Consider the following 18,011-nt stretch of genomic DNA (forward strand, 5'->3'; position numbering starts at 1 on the left):
TTTAACCTCCAATAAGTTGCCTCAAAAACTCTTGTGAAGCATTAATCTTATAAGAATTATATCATAAATTGGGGTTGTAAAAAATAGAATAGGATTTAAATGTTCTTGATAAAGTATCTTAATCAAAGGAACAAGCAGCTTTAAAAAGTTTTTGGTAAAATAGGGTTATTAGATTGGAGAAACACATGTCTTTATTAGTATTTACTCTGTTGATGTTACTTCTTGGTTTCGTCGCAGGGGTATTTGGCTCAATTTTGGGTCTTGGGGGTGGAATTATTATCACACCTATTATTACGACATTTTTTGGTGTTGATATTAAATATGCCATTGGGGCAAGTATTGTTGCCGTTATTGCAACAAGTTCTGGTGCGGCCATTTCTTATCTGAAAGATGATATGATTAATGTTCGTACCGCTATGTTTTTGGAAATATTTACCACAATTGGTGGTTTAGTTGGTGCAATTTTAGCAGGATTTTTTGATGCTACGATTTTAAATATTTTATTTGGTTGTCTTTTGATTTTCCAAGGCTACAATATGTGGCGGAAAATGCATAAAGGTGAGGAAGTTGTTCAAAAGGTTGAGTCAGATAAGATAGCTGAGAAATTAAAATTAAACTCAAGCTATTACGATAAACAACTTGGTAAAGAAATTCCTTATCAAGTAGAAAAGGTTCCAGGTGGTGCTGCTGTAATGCTTGGTGCTGGTGTTGCGTCAGGTCTTTTGGGAATTGGTTCTGGGGTCTTTAAGGTCATGGCAATGGATTCAATGATGAAAATGCCTTTAAAAGCTTCAACAGCGACTTCAAATTTGATGATTGGGGTAACAGCAGCGGCTTCTGCAACGGTTTATTTTTTCAATGGCTATGTTAATCCAAGTTTAGCAGGTCCGCTTGCTATTGGGATTGTTGCCGGTGCAGCTTTGGGCTCAAAAATTATGCCTAAGTTACCAGCAAAAACAATTCGATTGATTTTCATTCCAGTTATTTTGATTATGGCATTGCAAATGTTGCTTAAAGGATTGGGGGTATCGCTCTAATGGTAAATAAAGAATTAACAAAAGAAGAGTTACTCAAAATAGAGCGAAATATCGGAAAAATTCTTAGGATTGGTGTATTTGTTAGTACTACAGTCATTATTATTGGAATTTTGATGTTTCTCCTAAGCGGCCATTCTGGTTATGCTGAAGGGGTTTGGCCAGATAAATTTAATGAAATTTTAAGTGGTTTAGTTGAATTTAAAGCATTGGCTTGGTTGATGACTGGATTATTCCTCTTAATTTTGACTCCTGTTTTGCGAGTAGTTGCTTCAATTGTGGCTTTTGCAAAAGAAGGAGATAAACTCTATGTGGCAATTACAACTTTGGTTTTGATTATATTAATTGTTGCAATGTTTGTAGGGCACGGAGGTGCTTAAATAGGGCGTCATAGCGGATTTTCAACTTGCATTTTTTCTATTAAACTGATATTATAGAAAAGTGTTATGACCCGCCGGGGAAGTGCCTTTGTAGTAGTCGCTATAGCGACTTACGTAAAAGGACAGCGTTATGACCCGTAGGGGAAGTGCCTTTGTAGTAGTCGCTTTAGCGACTTACGTAAAAGGACAAGGTTATGATCCGTAGGGGAAGTGGTGGAATGGCAGACACGCATGCTTCAGGTGCATGTGCGAGAAATCGCGTGAGGGTTCAAATCCCTTCTTCCCCATGATTAAGTGGACGGTTGGCTGGAAGCTGGCCGTTTTTTGCTCTTTTGAGCTTTTTAAGAGATGGAGAAATATGACTAGATTAACAAGAGAAGAACTAGAGAAAATCATTGATGAAAATCCTTTACGCTCTTTATCAAGCATTGGCGAAGAAACAGGAAATTCACGAGTGGCTATTGAAAAATGGTTGAAAACTTATCAATTGGATGAATATCGTAACCGAAAAATCAAACGGTTGCGGGGAGATAAAGCCCGTAAACGTCGTGATTACCAAAATTAGACGAAACAGATTTTATAAATCTGCTAAATAAAGGAGAAGAAATGGCAAAAATAGCATTTATTGGTACGGGTGTGATGGGAGCCGCAATGGCTGGTCATCTTATGGACGCTGGTCATGATTTAATTGTTTATAATCGTACAAAATCAAAAACGGACGGTCTTGTGGCACGTGGTGCAACTTATGCTGAAAATCCACAAAAGGCTGCGGCTCAAGCTGAGTTTGTGATTACAATTGTTGGTTATCCTAAGGACGTCCGCGAAGTTTATTTTGGTGCAGAAGGAATTTTCAAAAATGATTGTTCAGGAAAAGTTCTTATTGATATGACGACGACTGAGCCAACTTTAGCACAAGAAATTTATCAAGAAGCTAAAAAAGTTGGAGCTTTCGCACTTGATGCCCCTGTTTCTGGAGGAGATTTGGGTGCAAAAAATGCGACACTGACTATTATGGTTGGTGGTGATTCAGAAACTTATGAGAAAGCTTTGCCTTTATTTGAAAAAATGGGAAAAACTATTACTCATCAAGGGGCAGCTGGAAGTGGACAACACACCAAAATGGCTAACCAAATTTGTATTGCGGGTACAATGACTGGAATGACTGAGCTTCTAGCTTATGCCCAAAAGGCTGGTTTGGATTTGGATAAAGTTTTAAATACTGTTGGGGGAGGTTCTGGTGCTACTTGGTCTTTGGCTAATTACGGGCCTCGGATTCTCCGTGAAGATTATAGTGCAGGATTTTTTGTTAAGCATTTCATCAAAGACTTAGGGATTGCACTTTCTGAGGCAGAAAAAATGAATCTTGAGCTTCCTGCAACTAAAGGGGCAAAAGAACTCTATGAGCAATTAGCTGATAAAGGCTTTGAAAATGATGGGACTCAAGCTTTGATTAAACTTTGGTGGCCAAATGGACATCGTCCAGAATAAGAGAAATAGCGCAAGACAGCCTGAACATTTCAGGCTGTTTTTATAGATAAAAAAGTTGAAGTGATTGAAAAACTAAATATATTTTATAGATTTCACCCTAATTATAAAGCGAAGTATCGTCACTTTACCAAATATGTTATAATTATTTTATAAAGTCTAAGAGTTTTAATGAAAGAAATAATTAGTAATTAATGAAATTTTAAGGAGGCTTGAGATGCACTATGATGACTTAGTGGATTTGCTTGTTGAAAAAATAAAAAGTCTTGATTATGTTAAAGATTTTCAACAAGCTGAAACAGCACTAATGGCTAATCAAGAACTTTTTAAAGCTCAAGAAGAAATGAAAGCTCTACAAAAAGAGGCTGTTTTATATCAAAAAATTGATAAAATACAGGCTTACAAAAAGACTTCACAGTCGGCTCAAGTCATTGAAAAACGGATTAAGCATCATCCTTTGGTAGAAGATTATGCTACAAAATTAGAGGATGTCAATGATTTAGTTCAATATATCACTGGTGAATTAGAAGAGAAAGTAAATCTTTTGTTGGAAACTGGTGAATAAAAAGTACTGACAAGAAATTCTGGCATAGGATAGGCCATGTAAGCTTGCTTATGGAGATGCTAGAATTTTTGTCAGTAAAAATATAATAAAAAATACTGACAGAATTTCTGTTTTAGGATATTTAGTGTTAAATTTTCTTACGGATATGCTAAGAATTTCGTCAGTAAAATTTAGATGGGATAGGAAGAAAAAATGGCTGAAAAAATTTCACCAGGAATGCAACAATATTTAGACATCAAACAAGATTATCCCGATGCTTTCTTGCTCTTTCGGATGGGTGATTTTTATGAGCTTTTCTATGATGATGCAGTGAATGCTGCCCAAATATTAGAATTAACCCTGACTTCAAGAAATAAAAATTCAGAAAATCCAATTCCAATGGCTGGTGTTCCCCACCATGCAGCAGCTGAATACATTGATAAATTGGTTGATTTAGGCTACAAAGTGGCTGTTGCTGAACAAATGGAAGACCCGAAAAAAGCGGTCGGAATTGTTAAACGGGCAGTAACACAGGTGATTACCCCAGGGACAACGATTGACACTGCAAATTCGGTTGATAATAATTTCTTGGTGGCAATTGACTTCAAAGATAAACATTATGCTCTTTCCTATATGGACTTATCAACTGGGGAATTCAAGGTGACAGAGCTCAGCGAATTTTCAGCGGTAGTAGGAGAAATTGCTTCACTCAAGGCGCGGGAAATTGTAGCTGGTTTTACTTTAGATGAAAGTCAGTTAAAAGTTTTTGAAAGACAAATGAATCTTTTGATTTCAGAACAAATTGAAATTCCTGAAAATTTACTGATAGATTTGTCAGGATTGACCGCCTTAGAAAATCAAGTCGCTTCAAAATTGTTGGCTTACGTAAAAGAAACACAAATGCGTGATTTGAGTCACTTACAAGAAGTTGAACATTATGAAATTAAAGACTTTTTGCAAATGGACTTTGCGACAAAATCATCTTTAGAGCTGACGGCAAATAAAAGAGAAAATAAAAAACATGGCACACTTTATTGGTTGCTTGATGAGACGAAAACAGCGATGGGAACCAGAATGTTACGGTCGTGGATTGACCGTCCTTTGGTTTCAAATTCAGCCATTCAAAAACGAATGGAAATTGTTCAAATTTTCTTAGACCATTTCTTTGAGCGTTCCGATTTGATAGAAGCCTTAAAAGGGGTCTATGATTTAGAACGTTTGGCTTCACGTGTTTCTTTTGGTAAGGCTGTTCCGGTTGATTTTTTGCAGCTGGCTAATTCTTTATCAAATGTTCCTGCTATCAAAAATATTTTGGGAATGCTTAATGAAGCTCCATTAGAAGAGTTAAAAAGCCAATTAGACGAAATTCCAGAATTATCTGGTTTAATTAATTCAGCTATTAGTGAGAATGCCTCAAGAACGATTACTGAAGGGGGCATTATTAAAAAAGGCTACAATGCTCAATTAGATAAATATCGGGAGGCGCTTGAAAATGGGACTTCTTGGATTGCTAAATTGGAAGCAGATGAAAAAGCCAAGACAGGAATTTCCACACTGCGAATTGATTATAATCGTAAGGATGGTTATTATTTTCATATTACTCAAAGTCAGTTGAATAGTGTTCCTGAACATTTTTATCGGAAGGCAACTTTGAAAAATTCTGAGCGTTTTGGTTCTCAGGAATTAACTGAAATTGAAGAAATTATGTTGGAAGCGCGTGAAAAATCATCATCTCTAGAATATGATTTATTCATGGGCCTTCGGACTGAAACGGAGCAATATATTGGCAGACTACAAGCTCTAGCCAAAACAATTGCTGAAATTGACTGTTTACAAAGTCTATCTGTCGTTGCCGAAAAACAAGGATATATCCGTCCGACGCTTACAGACGGCTCAAGAATTGTTGAAATTAAAGGCGGTCGTCATGCGGTCGTTGAAGCGGTCATGGGTGCTCAAGAATATGTGCCAAATGATATTGAACTGCCTGAACAAACAGATATTCAACTCATCACAGGACCGAATATGTCAGGTAAATCAACCTACATGCGTCAATTTGCTTTGACGGTGATTATGGCTCAAATTGGATCTTTTGTTCCAGCAGAAACAGCCAATTTACCAATTTTTGATGCCATCTTTACACGGATTGGTGCCAGTGATAACTTGATTTCAGGGGAATCGACCTTTATGGTTGAAATGTCTGAGGCCAATCATGCCATTCAAAAGGCAAGCAGTCGCAGCCTGATTATTTTTGATGAATTAGGGCGAGGAACGGCAACTTATGATGGGATGGCTCTAGCTCAAGCAATTATTGAATATGTTCATGACCATATTGGGGCAAAGACCTTGTTTGCTACGCATTATCATGAATTGACAGACTTAGATGAAGCGCTCGATCATCTTGATAATGTCCATGTTGCTACCTTGGAGCAAAATGGGAATGTGACTTTTTTGCATAAAATAACAGAGGGACCAGCTGATAAATCCTATGGGATTCATGTGGCGAAAATTGCAGGTTTACCACAGCCTTTGTTAGAGCGAGCAGATTTGATTTTGCAGAAGTTAGAAAATAAACCTTTGCCTGCTAAAAAAGTTGCTGATGAACAAGAACAACTTAGTTTATTTGATTTTACCGAAAATTCTTCAGAAATTATTGAAAAGATAAAAAGGCAAAATGTTGATAATATGACTGCAAGAGAGGCTTTGAATTTCTTGTGGGAACTTAAAGATTCACTTTGAACTTGGTAGCGAGGCTTATTCTGTAAATAAGCTAAGAAAAAAGGCTATAATTACTTAAAAAGAGATTCATTGAAAGATGAATTGAGTAGAAGCTAACATAAAAAGGAGCTAAACATGGAAAATGAAAAAGAACTTAAAGGGCAAGAAATTCCAGAGACTCAAGTGGAGCCAACTGAAGAATTAAATTCTGAGAATCTTGCTTCTCAAGAAGAAACAACTAAGAGTGATATTAGTGAATGGGATGCCTCAGAGCCTGTACTTGATGAGCCAGTAGTTGCCAAGGCTGAAGTTTCAGAAGGTTTTGTAAGTGAACCAGTGATTGCAGAACCAGTAATTGCTGCTAGTGAACCACTTGATTCAAAAGTCGAAGAGAAAACGAGCGAACAATCAGCTTATGCAGATATTCCTCAGAATCGTTCACTAGAAAATCAAGATGAAATTAAAACTAAATGGAACTGGGGCGCTTTTGCTTTAACTATGTGGTTTGGGATTGCCAATCGCGCTTATTTGGGACTTTTGATTCTACTTACTTTGGTACCGTGGGTAGGTTGGATTTTTGGGATTGTATGGATGATCGTTTTTGGTTTTAATGGCGAAAAATGGGCACTTGAAAATCGAGATAATAAATATCGTGATGAGGAAGAGTTCCGTAAGGTCATGGACGGTTGGAATCGAGCAGGTTTCGTTGCATTCATCATTGGAATTGTATTATTTGTGATTGCAATTTTGATTCTTATTTTCGTATTAGTCTTTGCTTTTAATAGCTATAATAATTTTGATAATAGTTACCGCAATTTTGGAAACTACTAATTTATGTAAAAATGATAGACAATTTTCATCTTGTCTATCATTTTTTGTCAGTAAAAAATGAAAAGCGAGCCCTTGCTTTTTGTGTTATAATTAGAATTAATTTAAAAAAACAAGAGAGCGAGATTATTGTGGGAAAAATTATTGAACTAAATGAAGCGCTCGCCAATCAAATTGCTGCTGGAGAGGTGGTTGAACGGCCTGCTAGTGTTGTCAAAGAATTAGTCGAAAACTCAATTGATGCTGGAAGCAGTAAAATTATTATCAATGTTGAAGAAGCTGGTTTGCGATTAATTGAAGTCATTGATAATGGTTTGGGTTTGGAAAAAGAAGATGTGGCTTTGGCTTTACGTCGTCATGCAACAAGTAAAATCAAGGATTCGGCAGATTTGTTTCGGATTAGAACACTCGGTTTTCGGGGGGAGGCTCTGCCATCAATTGCTTCTGTCAGCCAGATGACCATTGAAACAAGTACGGCTGAGGAAGAATCAGGAACAAAACTAATTGCTAAAGGTGGAAATATCGAAACTTTAGAACCACTTGCTAAGCGCGTGGGGACGAAAATTTCTGTTGCTAATCTTTTTTATAATACACCAGCAAGACTCAAGTATATCAAGTCCTTGCAGGCTGAACTTTCTCATATCACAGACATCATCAACCGATTGAGTCTGGCTCATCCAGAGATTTCCTTTACTTTAGTTAATGAGGGTAAAGAATTTTTGAAAACGGCTGGAAATGGTGATTTACGTCAGGTTATTGCTGCAATTTATGGCATAGGGACAGCGAAAAAAATGCGTCAAATCAAGGGTTCAGACTTAGATTTTGAACTAACAGGTTATGTCAGCATACCAGAGCTGACAAGGGCTAATCGTAATTATATTACGATTTTAATAAATGGTCGATTTATCAAAAACTTTTTATTGAATCGGGCAATTTTAGAAGGATATGGCAATCGATTGATGGTGGGACGGTTCCCTTTTGCTATTTTATCGATTAAAATTGACCCAACACTTGCTGATGTTAATGTTCATCCGACAAAACAAGAGGTGCGTTTGTCTAAAGAGCGTGAATTGATGGCTTTAATTTCTAAAGCAATTGATGAGGCTTTATCAGAAGGTGTTTTGATTCCAGAAGCTTTGGAAAATTTGCAAGGAAGAGCTAAAGAAAAGGAAGCTCTTTCTGTTCAAACGGAACTTCCTTTGCAAAATAATCCTTTATATTATGATAATGTTCGCCAAGATTTTTATGTCAGAGAAGAGGCAACTTTTAAAATCAATAAAAATCAAGCTTCAAATGATTCGTCTGAACAAACTTTTGATAATTTTACAGAAAATCAACTTAATACAGATGCTGTCAGTGAAAAAATGACTGACAGAACTGTTGAAAGTACTACTGAAATTACTGACAACAGTCTAGAAAATACTGTCAGCAACTTTGAAATTGATTTTGATAATGAAGTAAAGATAAGTCAGTCATCAACTTTTCCGCAGCTTGAATACTTGGCACAATTGCATGCGACTTATTTACTTTGTCAGTCCAAAGAAGGACTTTATTTGGTTGACCAACATGCGGCTCAAGAGCGAATCAAATATGAGTATTGGAAAGATAAAATTGGTGAGGTCAGTATGGAGCAACAAATTTTACTTGCACCATATTTGTTCACTTTAGCCAAAAATGATTTTATTGTTTTAGCCGAGAAGAAAGATTTGTTGCATGAAGCCGGTGTTTTCTTAGAAGAATACGGAGAAAATCAATTCATTTTAAGAGAACATCCAATCTGGTTAAAAGAAACCGAGATAGAGAAATCAATTAATGAAATGATTGATATTATTCTCTCATCAAAAGAATTTTCACTCAAAAAATATCGTCATGATTTAGCTGCAATGGTTGCTTGCAAAAGTTCAATTAAAGCTAATCATCCCCTTGATGCCGAGTCAGCTAGAGCATTGCTTGCAGAATTAGCAACTTGTAAAAATCCTTATAGTTGTGCGCATGGACGGCCAACGATTGTTCATTTTTCAGGGGATGACATTCAAAAAATGTTCCGGAGAATCCAAGAAACGCATCGTTCAAAAGCAGCTTCGTGGAAAGATTTTGAGTAAAAAGTGACTAAACAGATTAATGACGAAGTTGGTCAGTAAAAAAATAGATAAAAACTACTGACAGACTTGAATAAGGGAGTTTGTCAATCAAAAATAGAAAAGTAAAAAAATGTTTGAATATCTTAATGGAAAATTAGTAAAAATTTCCCCAACAAATATTGTAATTGATGTAGCAGGAATTGGCTATCTTATCAGTGTAGCTAACCCTTACGCTTGGTCGGCTTTGATGAACACAGAAGTAAAAATTTATGTTCATCAAGTCATTCGCGAAGATGCGCACAGTCTCTATGGTTTTGTTAACGAGGCCGAAAAAGCTTTATTCTTACGTCTGATCAGTGTTTCTGGGATTGGGCCAAAATCAGCTCTGGCCATCATTGCGGCGGCTGATAACGAAGGTTTAATCACTGCTATTGACAATAGTGATATCAAGTATTTAACTAAATTTCCAGGAGTTGGTAAAAAAACAGCCATGCAGATGGTGCTTGATTTGGCTGGGAAATTTGATGCGACAGGAACTGTAGGTATTTCTCTTCTTGATGCTGGACCTGCTGGCAATCTTGCTTTGGAAGAAGCGATTGAAGCGCTGCAAGCTTTGGGTTATAAAGCAACAGAATTGAAGAAAATTGAGAAAAAATTAGCTCAAGAAACAGGTCTGACTAGCGAAGAATATATCAAATCAGCCTTAAAACTTATGATGAAATAAAAAAGTTTGAAGAAAGAACTGACAGACATCAAAAATAGTCATTCAAGTCTTTCTGTCAGTAAAATTTACTGACAGCTTCTCATAAGTCATCAAAAATCATCTCTAAAAGGAGAATTACAAGATAAGATGAACGATATATTAAACAAAGAGCCAATGGAAGAAGATTACGGTATTGAAAAATCTCTACGTCCGCAATTTTTTAATCAATATATTGGTCAAGATAAAGTCAAAGAACAATTAGAAATCTTTATTAAAGCAGCAAAAATGCGTGAAGAAGTTTTGGACCATGTATTACTTTTTGGTCCTCCGGGACTTGGTAAGACAACAATGGCATTTGTCATTGCCAATGAGTTGGGAGTTAATATTAAACAAACAGCGGGTCCTGCCATTGAAAAGCCAGGAGATTTAGTTGCGATTTTGAATGAATTGGAACCTGGCGATGTGCTATTTATTGATGAAATTCATCGGATGCCAATGCAAGTTGAAGAAGTTCTTTATAGCGCTATGGAAGATTTCTACATTGATATTATGCTTGGTTCTGGTGATGGTTCACGCTCGGTTCATTTAGATTTGCCGCCATTTACTCTAGTTGGGGCAACAACAAGAGCTGGAATGCTTTCGAATCCATTGCGTGCCCGTTTTGGAATTTCAAGTCATATGGAGTATTATCAAGAGCGTGATTTAGAAGAAATTGTTAAAAGAACAGCTGATATTTTTGAAGTCGAAGTTATTGATAATGCCGCTTTAGAGATTGCTTTACGTAGTCGAGGGACTCCACGGATTGCCAATCGTTTACTTAAACGAGTGCGTGATTTTGCTCAAATAATGGGGGATGGCCGAGTGGATAAAGCAATTACCGATAAGGCCTTGTCTATTCTTGATGTTGATGCCGCTGGTTTGGACTATATTGACCAAAAAATCCTCCGCACAATGATTGAAATGTACCACGGTGGTCCTGTTGGGATTGGAACTTTGGCGGTAAATATTGCCGAAGACCGTGAAACGGTCGAGGATATGTATGAACCTTATTTGATTCAAAAAGGATTTTTGATGAGAACTAAACAGGGACGTAAGGTGACCCAAAGAGCCTATGAACACCTAGGTTATGTTTACAATGAAGAAGATTGACAGTTAGTATCTGTCAGTAAAAAAGTTTGTCAAAGCTTGACAGGCTTTTTTATATTACATAAATTCCTGCCGTTGTAACAATAATGAAAAAAGTATATAATATGACCATAAAGTTACGACTGGAGAGACAAGACAAATGGTTAATCAATACTATGGTTTAAAACTTCAAGAACTCTGTGAAGCTAAAGAAATCACGAAAAATGAAATTATCAAAAAAACAGGAATTCCTAAAAGTAGTCTCTCTCGTTTTTTTAGTGGAGAAGGTTATTTAAATCTTGATCAAATTGATGCTTTGCTTGAATTTCTTCACTTGGAACTTTCTGAATATGATTATTATCTCAATAATTTTAAACATAGTTTTTACGAAGAATTATTTAGTAAAATCGACCAAGCGGCAACGAATAATAATATTGAAGAACTAAAAGACATTGCCTGGCAATGTGAGCAAATTGGCGAACATTTGATTGCTCTTTGTGCCAAAGCACGCTTAGAAAAGTTGCCAGAAAACGAAGTGGTTGAGTTAAGTTCTTTTATTTTAGGAATTGAAATATTTAGTTTTTATGAACTTCTCATTTTGTCAGATACCATTGAGCAATTTTCGTCAGAAATGATAAAAGCAATTATTCAAGATTTGAGCCATCATCATCAAAGGTTAGCCAATCGTACACGTTATCGCAAAATTATTTGTCAAATCGCCTGTCGCGGAGCAGTGACTTGTATCCAAGAAGGGAAAGAAAAGGAAGCGCAAGAATGTCTGGCTCTGGTCAAAGCATATTGTCATGAAAAAGACGCATATTCTAGATTGATTTATCGCTTTACTAAAGGTTATTATTGTATTTTTTATGGTCAAGGCGAAGAACGACTTCTGGGAATTGATAGCATGAAAAAGGTCATCGAAATTTTTGATTGGGAAGGAAGTATAAATTTAGCAAAAACCTACCAAAAACTCTATGATAAATATGTGAAAAACTATAATTTTCCTCAATGGTTAAGTGATATTCTAGGAAAAGATTCAATTTGAATCTTTTTTTTGTGCTTTCGAAATCGGTGCTACAATAAAGTTAAGGAGACAAAAATAAAAACAAACGAGGAAAAACCAATGGACAAATTCGCAAGCTACTGAGCGCAGCCAAGAAAACAAAGTAAAAAATGAAAGGAAGCTCTCAACATGAGAAAAATATCATCAGCTTGATTCAGAAAAGATAATTTCTTTCTGAATTTGGGCAGAAAGAGGTAAATTATGAAAATGAATTTGAAAAAACAAATCTTTGTCTTATCAACTTTACTTGTTACGACAGGTGCGATAGGGGTAACTTCTGTATCTGCGACTCAAGTCACCTATGTAAAAACAAGTTCAGTTACTTACTATCTAAATAATGTTTCTACAGGAACAACGGATTATTATGATTATGTGAATATCCTTCATGGAGGTTCTTATACAACCACCACAAGTACAATTTACTACACGGTAGTAAATTCTGTCGGACAAAGTCAACCGGCAAAACAAGTAACTACTTATTATCATTATTGATGGAATAGGAGTAAGCTACCTCACTTACTCCTAATTAATGATTATTTTTGATTGAGAGGTGATTAAATGAAATACTTCAAATTTGAATTAAAAAAGTTTATTCTAAACAAAAGAAACAGATACTTATTAGCTTTGATTTCTTCCTTAATCATAGTTTATAGTGTATATAATACAATTTCTTTTACTAATATTTTTAAAAATAACATCACTAGCCTTGTTCAAGAGGTACAGACTAATGAAAAATCAGTTCAGGATAACATTGAAACTACTGAAGAAAGCCTAAAAACCACAAAAGTGAAGGCAGAAGATGATAATCTAAATAATACATTGAGTGACTTAAAGCAAAAAGATAACATCTATCAAAAACAAATCGCAGCTATAGGCGTCAATGACATTAATGAATATTATCATTTACAAAAAGAAATTGACCAGTTGTATTTTAAACAAAATGGTAACCAATCATCATCTGGTCAAGATAAATTCCTGAAAGCAGAAATTAAGTATATCAAGACAGTTCAAGAGAGAAAGTTAGATTTTGAAGCAATGCCTACCATGCAATCTCATGCTTTTGGAAATTTTCATCAGCAGTTCATTCCAATTTTAACGAGTAGTCTATTCATTGTCTTATTTGCTTCCATGGTTTCAATCCTTGTCGCCACTAGTTATGAATCAAAAGAAAACAGATTTTATCGATTTGCGGGAATTGATTTGCAGAAAAATTTAATTATAAAAGTTTTATCTGGAACTTTAGCGACCTTTGCTTGGATTATTATTTCTAGTATCATTTATTTTCTGGTAATTGGGGTGGTGAATGGTTTTGGAGCATGGAATTATCCCGCCTATCTTGGTGATTCGGATTTGAAAACAGGATTTACTTTGACTAATCTCACAATTCCAAATGGAATTTTGGATTTAGGAAGTATCCTCTATCTGTTTTTTGTCATCTTTTTCTTGGCTTCATTAGGTGCCTTGATTTCTGTTTTTGTAAAACGGAGTATGGTTGTTGTTGGGGTTATAGCTCTATTTGTCATGGGATATTCGATGATAGGAAATGTTTCTTGGATAATTTCAATTAGACGTTTTGTGCCACTTTCTTATCTTGAACCTCTAAAACTTTTTGGAAATCCTAGTGCTCTTTTTGGAAAATATTCTATATTAATCGGGGCTGGCTATCTACTTTCTTTAAGTGTATTATTTTTGCTCATTTCTGTCTTCATTATTAAAAATCAAAAAACAAGGAGAATCTCATGATATTAAAAATAAAAAATTTGAAGATACCAGACATTGCTCCGCTTAATTTTGAGATTTCTGAAAATGGTTTGTACGGTCTGATTGGACGAAATGGGATTGGGAAAAGTACACTTTTCGGCATTCTTTCAGGAGAAATTGGATTTTCTCAAGGAGAAATAGAAAATGGGCGTGTCGCTTATCTTCCCGATGTAGAATCTTTTGAAGAAAGTTTAAAAATGCATGATTATTTTAAAATTTTGAAAAATAGTGAACAGGATAGAGCAAGAGAGTTAAGTCTTACTTTTGGTGCAGATAAATTTGCGAAAAAGAGAATTGGCCAATTTTCTTTAGGAATGAAAGAGCTTTTTGCGACAATTTTATCATTTTCTATCGACTGTGATATTTTAATCATTGACGAGCTATTCAGTGGGCTTGACGTTTCCAAAAAAGTCCTAGTTTATGAAGAAGTGAAAAAAATCGCTCAAGAAAAAATTGTTTTATTAACCTCACACAATCTCAAGGAAATTGAACATTTCTGTGACCAAGCTTATCTATTGTCCGAAAAAGGACTGACTTTGGTGACAAATTTTGATGAAGCGGCAAAAGAAATCGGTTATATGGATGTATTTTTTTAGTGAAAGGGAATTAATGCGAAAGAATACTACATTATTTGGTTTATATATTTTCTAATAATTGTTTCCGATTAAGAGATAAGTCGAATGAAAGATAAGGAGAACTTATGTCAGTAATTACACCTGCCCCTCAACCTAAAAGTGATATTTTTCGGGAGGTTGAACAACTCCAAAATTCTTTTAAAAATAATGAAAGTAAAGTTTTGGTAGATAACAATAAAATTTATAAAAAATTGAAGGAAAAAAAGAAAAAAATTAAGCAGAAAGATTAGTTCGTCTGTCAGTAAAAAAGTTTGTCAAATTTTGGCAGACTTTTTCATTTTAGAATTCTGTCAGTAATATCTTGTGAAATAGGGTATAATAGAATAAATGCTCAAAATTAGTTAATTTATAAATGATATAAAGTAAGGAAGTCATGGAAAAGATTGTTTTTGTCTGTTTAGGAAATATTTGTCGTAGCCCAATGGCAGAATTTGTCATGAAAGATTTAGTTGAAAAAGCAGGAAATGAATCAAATTTTTTGATTGAAAGTCGAGCAACTTCTTCTTGGGAGCATGGAAATCCAATTCATTCTGGAACCCAAACAAAACTAAAAGAACAAAAGATTGCTTTTGACCTTCACAAAGGAAGTCAAAAAATCAGTAGTGAAGATTTTTATGAATTTGATAAAATTATCGCAATGGATGAATCCAATTTAGAAAATCTTAGAAAAATGGCACCAGAAGGAACGAGTCAAAAAATCGCGATGCTTTTAGAACAAGGTGTTCCAGATCCATGGTTCACGGGCGATTTCCAAGAAACTTATCAACTTGTTAAGACGGGTTGTCAAAGATTATTGGATGAAATTGTATAAAATATTTCAAATAAAATAAACCGATGTGAGAAAATCTCACATTAAAACTTGACTTTGCTAATAACAAGGTCTATAATGAAAGGCATGGAGGCGAGATTTGGTGAAAGAACGTGAATTAAGACGCTCTATGGCGGTACTTCCAATAGGAACTGTCATGAAACTCACTGACCTAAGCGCAAGGCAGATTCGTTATTACGAAGAGCAAGAGCTTATTTTCCCGGAGCGAAGTGACGGTAATCGTCGCATGTATTCGCTCAATGACATAGATGCTCTATTTGATATTGCTGACTTATTACAAGAAGGTAATAATATTGCAGATATCAAAGAAATTTATGCCAAAAGGGATGCTAAGAAGGCTCAAACTTTATCTATCGGAGAAGTCCACCATGCACTTGAACGCGAATTTGCCCAACAAGGTAGATTCGGAACTCCTGATCCCACTCATTTTACCCAACCGCGGATGTAAGTTTAGTTTACTTTATTTGTCAACTAAGTTTACAGCGAAAATTTAACTAGGAGAGTAAAGCATGACAATCACAGCAGCAGACATTCGTCGCGACGTCAAAGAAAAGGATATTAAATTCTTGCGTTTGATGTTTACAGACATTCTTGGAACACTTAAAAACGTTGAAGTTCCAGCTACAGATGAACAATTGGACAAATTGTTTGAAAACAAAATGATGTTTGACGGTTCATCAATCGAAGGATTCGTTCGTATCAATGAATCAGACATGTATCTTTATCCAGACCTTGACACTTGGATTGTTTTTCCTTGGGGAGATGAGTATGGTAAAGTGGCAGGTGTAATTTGTGATGTTTACACTCCAGAAGGTGAACCTTTCGCTGGAGACCCACGTGGTGTCTTGAAACGTAACCTTAAATCAATGGAAAAATTGGGCTTCAAGAGCTTTAACCTTGGACCTGAACCAGAGTTCTTCCTTTTCAAACTTAATGAAAATGATGAACCAACACTTGAAGTGAATGATAAAGGTGGTTATTTTGACCTTGCACCAACTGACCTCGCAGGAAACACAAGACGTGAAATCGTAAATGTATTGACAGACCTTGGTTTTGAAGTTGAAGCTTCTCACCACGAAGTAGCAATCGGTCAACACGAAATTGACTTTAAATATGCCAATGCTTTGAAAGCTTGTGATAATATTCAAATCTTTAAGCTTGTTGTTAAAACAATTGCGCGTAAACATGGTTTACATGCAACGTTTATGGCAAAACCAGTTCACGGAATCAACGGTTCTGGGATGCATTGTAACATGTCTTTATTTACAGAAGATGGTGCCAATGCCTTTGCTGATCCAACAGGAGATATGGGACTTTCAGATGTTGCACATAGCTTTATTGCTGGACTTTTGAAACATGCTTATAACTTTACAGCAATTACAAACCCAACTGTTAACTCATATAAACGTTTGGTTCCTGGTTATGAAGCACCCGTTTATGTCGCTTGGGCTGGACGTAACAGATCACCTTTGATTCGCGTACCTGCTTCACGTGGTTTGTCAACTCGTGTTGAACTTCGTGCGGTTGACCCAACAGCAAATCCATATCTTGCATTGGCTGTTCTATTGGCAGCTGGTCTTGACGGTGTTGAACATAAATTGGAAGCGCCAGAAGCAATCGAATCAAATATTTACGTAATGACAGAAGAAGAACGTAAAGCACATGGTATTACAGATTTGCCATCTACTTTGCACAATGCCGTTAAAGCATTGCGTGAAGATACAATTGTGACTGAAGCGCTTGGAGAACACGTTTTGGTTAACTTTGTTGAAGCAAAACGCATTGAATGGGCAAGCTATGCACAATTCGTATCGCAATGGGAAATTGATAACTATTTAGAACTTTATTAATTGATATAAAAAATCACTGACAAAGCCTGTCAGTGATTTTTTGGACCATTTAAATATTTTAGTTGTTTTCAGTAATTGTCAAAACGTTGAAGGCAGTTTTTCCGTCTTCGGCAATCAAGAATCCTTTGTGTTCAGCAACATAGTCAATAGCTGCTTGGAAATCAGCGAATTCTTTGACGATTGAGCAAGTGTTTGTGGCACCGACATAATTGTTTTCTGAGTCCTCGTAATAATTGATTCCTTTAAATTTAAATTTCATAATAAAAAGTCCTTTCTTTGTTATAGTTTTATTATAGCAAATGGCACTTATTTTTTACTGATAAAACTTTAAATCAAAGTTGAAATCACAAAAAGAGCCATATTTTTTGAAAAATTCACAAAGTCAGTGTAAACTTGAGATAGGTTTTATGAATTTAATGCGAGAAAGGAAGCGAATCTTAATATTTTTTACTAAAAGTAGATTTGCATAGGAAAATATGGAACTCAATGATTTGAAAGATTCACTGACTGCTTTAAAATATGGTGAAATTGCAACTGTCGCGATGATTGACCGAGGCGCATATGCTGAAATTGAAGAGTCTATTGAAGCGGAAAGTAAAGATCAAAAGATAAATTCTGGAATCTTTAAAGAGCTTGCTGCTACAGTTAAAGATGAAAACGAGGATTTAGTGGTAGTTGGTCGTTCAGATATTGATCAGGCACTGACTCCAGAAGATTTTTCGCGATTTATCGGTCAGATGACCAAGGAAAAACATATTATTTTTGTTGAGTGTCTCTATTTGGGAACAACAGAAATTAAAGGTTTTCTTAACAGCTTGAAAGAAAATAATCTTTTAGAAAATAGTAAATTGGTTCTGCTTGATTTGCCGCAATTAGAATACATGATGTTGCGAGACAGTTTAGCTGGACAATTTAAATTATAAAAAAGTTACTGACAAAATTATCGCTCAGTCTGTAAGTTGCGTAAGCAAGCAGATA

General features: G+C 35.6%; 20 protein-coding genes and 1 tRNA gene. 20 read left to right on the forward strand and 1 reads right to left on the reverse strand.

Features of this window, described 5'->3' with window-relative positions:
• Positions 1-185: 185 nt before the first annotated feature.
• The 19 genes from IAE52_RS10410 to glnA all read left to right on the forward strand — a co-directional run bounded on the left by IAE52_RS10410 (position 186) and on the right by glnA (position 17,033).
• Complete coding sequence (locus tag IAE52_RS10410; RefSeq protein ID WP_021463283.1) at positions 186-1,037, forward strand: sulfite exporter TauE/SafE family protein; 852 nt, start codon at positions 186-188, stop codon at positions 1,035-1,037.
• Complete coding sequence (locus IAE52_RS10415) at positions 1,037-1,414, forward strand: DUF1634 domain-containing protein (RefSeq protein ID WP_003132003.1); 378 nt, start codon at positions 1,037-1,039, stop codon at positions 1,412-1,414. Before IAE52_RS10410 ends, IAE52_RS10415 begins: the two co-directional genes overlap by 1 nt.
• A gap of 204 nt (positions 1,415-1,618) precedes the next feature.
• A tRNA-Leu gene (locus IAE52_RS10420) sits at positions 1,619-1,701 on the forward strand.
• 71 nt (positions 1,702-1,772) lie between these two features.
• Positions 1,773-1,979 carry a hypothetical protein gene (locus IAE52_RS10425; protein ID WP_003132002.1) on the forward strand — a complete coding sequence of 69 codons (207 nt, stop codon included), beginning with the start codon at positions 1,773-1,775 and terminating at the stop codon, positions 1,977-1,979.
• 41 nt (positions 1,980-2,020) lie between these two features.
• Positions 2,021-2,902 (forward strand): NAD(P)-dependent oxidoreductase, encoded by an 882-nt coding sequence (locus IAE52_RS10430; protein WP_003132001.1) that lies wholly within the window; start codon positions 2,021-2,023, stop codon positions 2,900-2,902.
• Between the two features lie 214 nt (positions 2,903-3,116).
• Positions 3,117-3,464 carry a RicAFT regulatory complex protein RicA family protein gene (locus IAE52_RS10435; RefSeq protein ID WP_012898702.1) on the forward strand — a complete coding sequence of 116 codons (348 nt, stop codon included), beginning with the start codon at positions 3,117-3,119 and terminating at the stop codon, positions 3,462-3,464.
• A 192-nt stretch (positions 3,465-3,656) separates the two neighbouring features.
• Entirely contained in the window at positions 3,657-6,179 is a 2,523-nt protein-coding gene (gene mutS, locus IAE52_RS10440; protein ID WP_012898701.1) for a DNA mismatch repair protein MutS, read from the forward strand.
• A gap of 114 nt (positions 6,180-6,293) precedes the next feature.
• Positions 6,294-6,989, forward strand: coding sequence for a hypothetical protein (locus IAE52_RS10445; RefSeq protein ID WP_012898700.1), 696 nt, complete (start codon positions 6,294-6,296; stop codon positions 6,987-6,989).
• Between the two features lie 128 nt (positions 6,990-7,117).
• Positions 7,118-9,088, forward strand: a complete 1,971-nt coding sequence (gene mutL / locus IAE52_RS10450; RefSeq protein WP_162551488.1) for a DNA mismatch repair endonuclease MutL — start codon at positions 7,118-7,120, stop codon at positions 9,086-9,088.
• A 109-nt stretch (positions 9,089-9,197) separates the two neighbouring features.
• Positions 9,198-9,791 (forward strand): Holliday junction branch migration protein RuvA, encoded by a 594-nt coding sequence (ruvA, locus tag IAE52_RS10455; protein ID WP_003131995.1) that lies wholly within the window; start codon positions 9,198-9,200, stop codon positions 9,789-9,791.
• 126 nt (positions 9,792-9,917) lie between these two features.
• Positions 9,918-10,919 carry a Holliday junction branch migration DNA helicase RuvB gene (gene ruvB, locus IAE52_RS10460; protein WP_003131994.1) on the forward strand — a complete coding sequence of 334 codons (1,002 nt, stop codon included), beginning with the start codon at positions 9,918-9,920 and terminating at the stop codon, positions 10,917-10,919.
• A 136-nt stretch (positions 10,920-11,055) separates the two neighbouring features.
• Entirely contained in the window at positions 11,056-11,940 is an 885-nt protein-coding gene (locus IAE52_RS10465) for an XRE/MutR family transcriptional regulator (protein ID WP_058203823.1), read from the forward strand.
• Between the two features lie 225 nt (positions 11,941-12,165).
• Positions 12,166-12,450 carry a hypothetical protein gene (locus IAE52_RS10470; RefSeq protein WP_233610988.1) on the forward strand — a complete coding sequence of 95 codons (285 nt, stop codon included), beginning with the start codon at positions 12,166-12,168 and terminating at the stop codon, positions 12,448-12,450.
• Between the two features lie 66 nt (positions 12,451-12,516).
• A complete protein-coding gene (locus IAE52_RS10475) occupies positions 12,517-13,701 on the forward strand; it encodes an ABC transporter permease (RefSeq protein ID WP_014570851.1) in 1,185 nt (394 codons plus the stop codon).
• Positions 13,698-14,315, forward strand: a complete 618-nt coding sequence (locus IAE52_RS10480) for an AAA family ATPase (protein WP_012898695.1) — start codon at positions 13,698-13,700, stop codon at positions 14,313-14,315. The genes IAE52_RS10475 and IAE52_RS10480 overlap by 4 nt, the downstream gene beginning before the upstream one ends.
• A gap of 104 nt (positions 14,316-14,419) precedes the next feature.
• Positions 14,420-14,584, forward strand: a complete 165-nt coding sequence (locus IAE52_RS10485; RefSeq protein WP_003131988.1) for a hypothetical protein — start codon at positions 14,420-14,422, stop codon at positions 14,582-14,584.
• A 143-nt stretch (positions 14,585-14,727) separates the two neighbouring features.
• A complete protein-coding gene (locus IAE52_RS10490; RefSeq protein WP_058219793.1) occupies positions 14,728-15,165 on the forward strand; it encodes a low molecular weight protein-tyrosine-phosphatase in 438 nt (145 codons plus the stop codon).
• Positions 15,166-15,265: 100 nt separating this feature from the next.
• Positions 15,266-15,631, forward strand: a complete 366-nt coding sequence (locus IAE52_RS10495) for a MerR family transcriptional regulator (protein ID WP_003131985.1) — start codon at positions 15,266-15,268, stop codon at positions 15,629-15,631.
• 61 nt (positions 15,632-15,692) lie between these two features.
• Positions 15,693-17,033 carry a type I glutamate--ammonia ligase gene (glnA, locus tag IAE52_RS10500; RefSeq protein WP_003131984.1) on the forward strand — a complete coding sequence of 447 codons (1,341 nt, stop codon included), beginning with the start codon at positions 15,693-15,695 and terminating at the stop codon, positions 17,031-17,033.
• 58 nt (positions 17,034-17,091) lie between these two features.
• Here glnA and IAE52_RS10505 read toward each other — a convergent pair whose 3' ends face one another.
• Positions 17,092-17,292: a hypothetical protein gene (locus IAE52_RS10505; RefSeq protein WP_003131983.1), complete on the reverse strand. Its 201-nt coding sequence runs from the start codon at positions 17,290-17,292 to the stop codon at positions 17,092-17,094.
• A 217-nt stretch (positions 17,293-17,509) separates the two neighbouring features.
• On the opposite strand from IAE52_RS10505, the gene IAE52_RS10510 reads away from it, so the two are divergent.
• Complete coding sequence (locus IAE52_RS10510; protein ID WP_003131961.1) at positions 17,510-17,956, forward strand: hypothetical protein; 447 nt, start codon at positions 17,510-17,512, stop codon at positions 17,954-17,956.
• Positions 17,957-18,011: the final 55 nt, after the last annotated feature.

The organism is Lactococcus sp. S47, from assembly GCF_016517475.1.
GTDB classification, from domain to species: Bacteria; Bacillota; Bacilli; order Lactobacillales; family Streptococcaceae; genus Lactococcus; species Lactococcus lactis.

Bases quoted from the DNA above. Each gene is read 5' to 3' on its own strand.
- IAE52_RS10480 (WP_012898695.1), top strand. From the start codon at position 13,698: ATGATATTAAAAATAAAAAATTTGAAGATACCAGACATTGCTCCGCTT.
- IAE52_RS10490 (WP_058219793.1), top strand. From the start codon at position 14,728: ATGGAAAAGATTGTTTTTGTCTGTTTAGGAAATATTTGTCGTAGCCCA.
- IAE52_RS10435 (WP_012898702.1), top strand. From the start codon at position 3,117: ATGCACTATGATGACTTAGTGGATTTGCTTGTTGAAAAAATAAAAAGT.
- glnA (WP_003131984.1), top strand. From the start codon at position 15,693: ATGACAATCACAGCAGCAGACATTCGTCGCGACGTCAAAGAAAAGGAT.
- IAE52_RS10485 (WP_003131988.1), top strand. From the start codon at position 14,420: ATGTCAGTAATTACACCTGCCCCTCAACCTAAAAGTGATATTTTTCGG.
- mutS (WP_012898701.1), top strand. From the start codon at position 3,657: ATGGCTGAAAAAATTTCACCAGGAATGCAACAATATTTAGACATCAAA.
- IAE52_RS10415 (WP_003132003.1), top strand. From the start codon at position 1,037: ATGGTAAATAAAGAATTAACAAAAGAAGAGTTACTCAAAATAGAGCGA.
- IAE52_RS10430 (WP_003132001.1), top strand. From the start codon at position 2,021: ATGGCAAAAATAGCATTTATTGGTACGGGTGTGATGGGAGCCGCAATG.
- ruvA (WP_003131995.1), top strand. From the start codon at position 9,198: ATGTTTGAATATCTTAATGGAAAATTAGTAAAAATTTCCCCAACAAAT.
- IAE52_RS10425 (WP_003132002.1), top strand. From the start codon at position 1,773: ATGACTAGATTAACAAGAGAAGAACTAGAGAAAATCATTGATGAAAAT.
- IAE52_RS10445 (WP_012898700.1), top strand. From the start codon at position 6,294: ATGGAAAATGAAAAAGAACTTAAAGGGCAAGAAATTCCAGAGACTCAA.
- IAE52_RS10465 (WP_058203823.1), top strand. From the start codon at position 11,056: ATGGTTAATCAATACTATGGTTTAAAACTTCAAGAACTCTGTGAAGCT.
- IAE52_RS10470 (WP_233610988.1), top strand. From the start codon at position 12,166: ATGAATTTGAAAAAACAAATCTTTGTCTTATCAACTTTACTTGTTACG.
- IAE52_RS10510 (WP_003131961.1), top strand. From the start codon at position 17,510: ATGGAACTCAATGATTTGAAAGATTCACTGACTGCTTTAAAATATGGT.
- IAE52_RS10475 (WP_014570851.1), top strand. From the start codon at position 12,517: ATGAAATACTTCAAATTTGAATTAAAAAAGTTTATTCTAAACAAAAGA.
- ruvB (WP_003131994.1), top strand. From the start codon at position 9,918: ATGAACGATATATTAAACAAAGAGCCAATGGAAGAAGATTACGGTATT.
- IAE52_RS10410 (WP_021463283.1), top strand. From the start codon at position 186: ATGTCTTTATTAGTATTTACTCTGTTGATGTTACTTCTTGGTTTCGTC.
- IAE52_RS10505 (WP_003131983.1), bottom strand. From the start codon at position 17,292: ATGAAATTTAAATTTAAAGGAATCAATTATTACGAGGACTCAGAAAAC.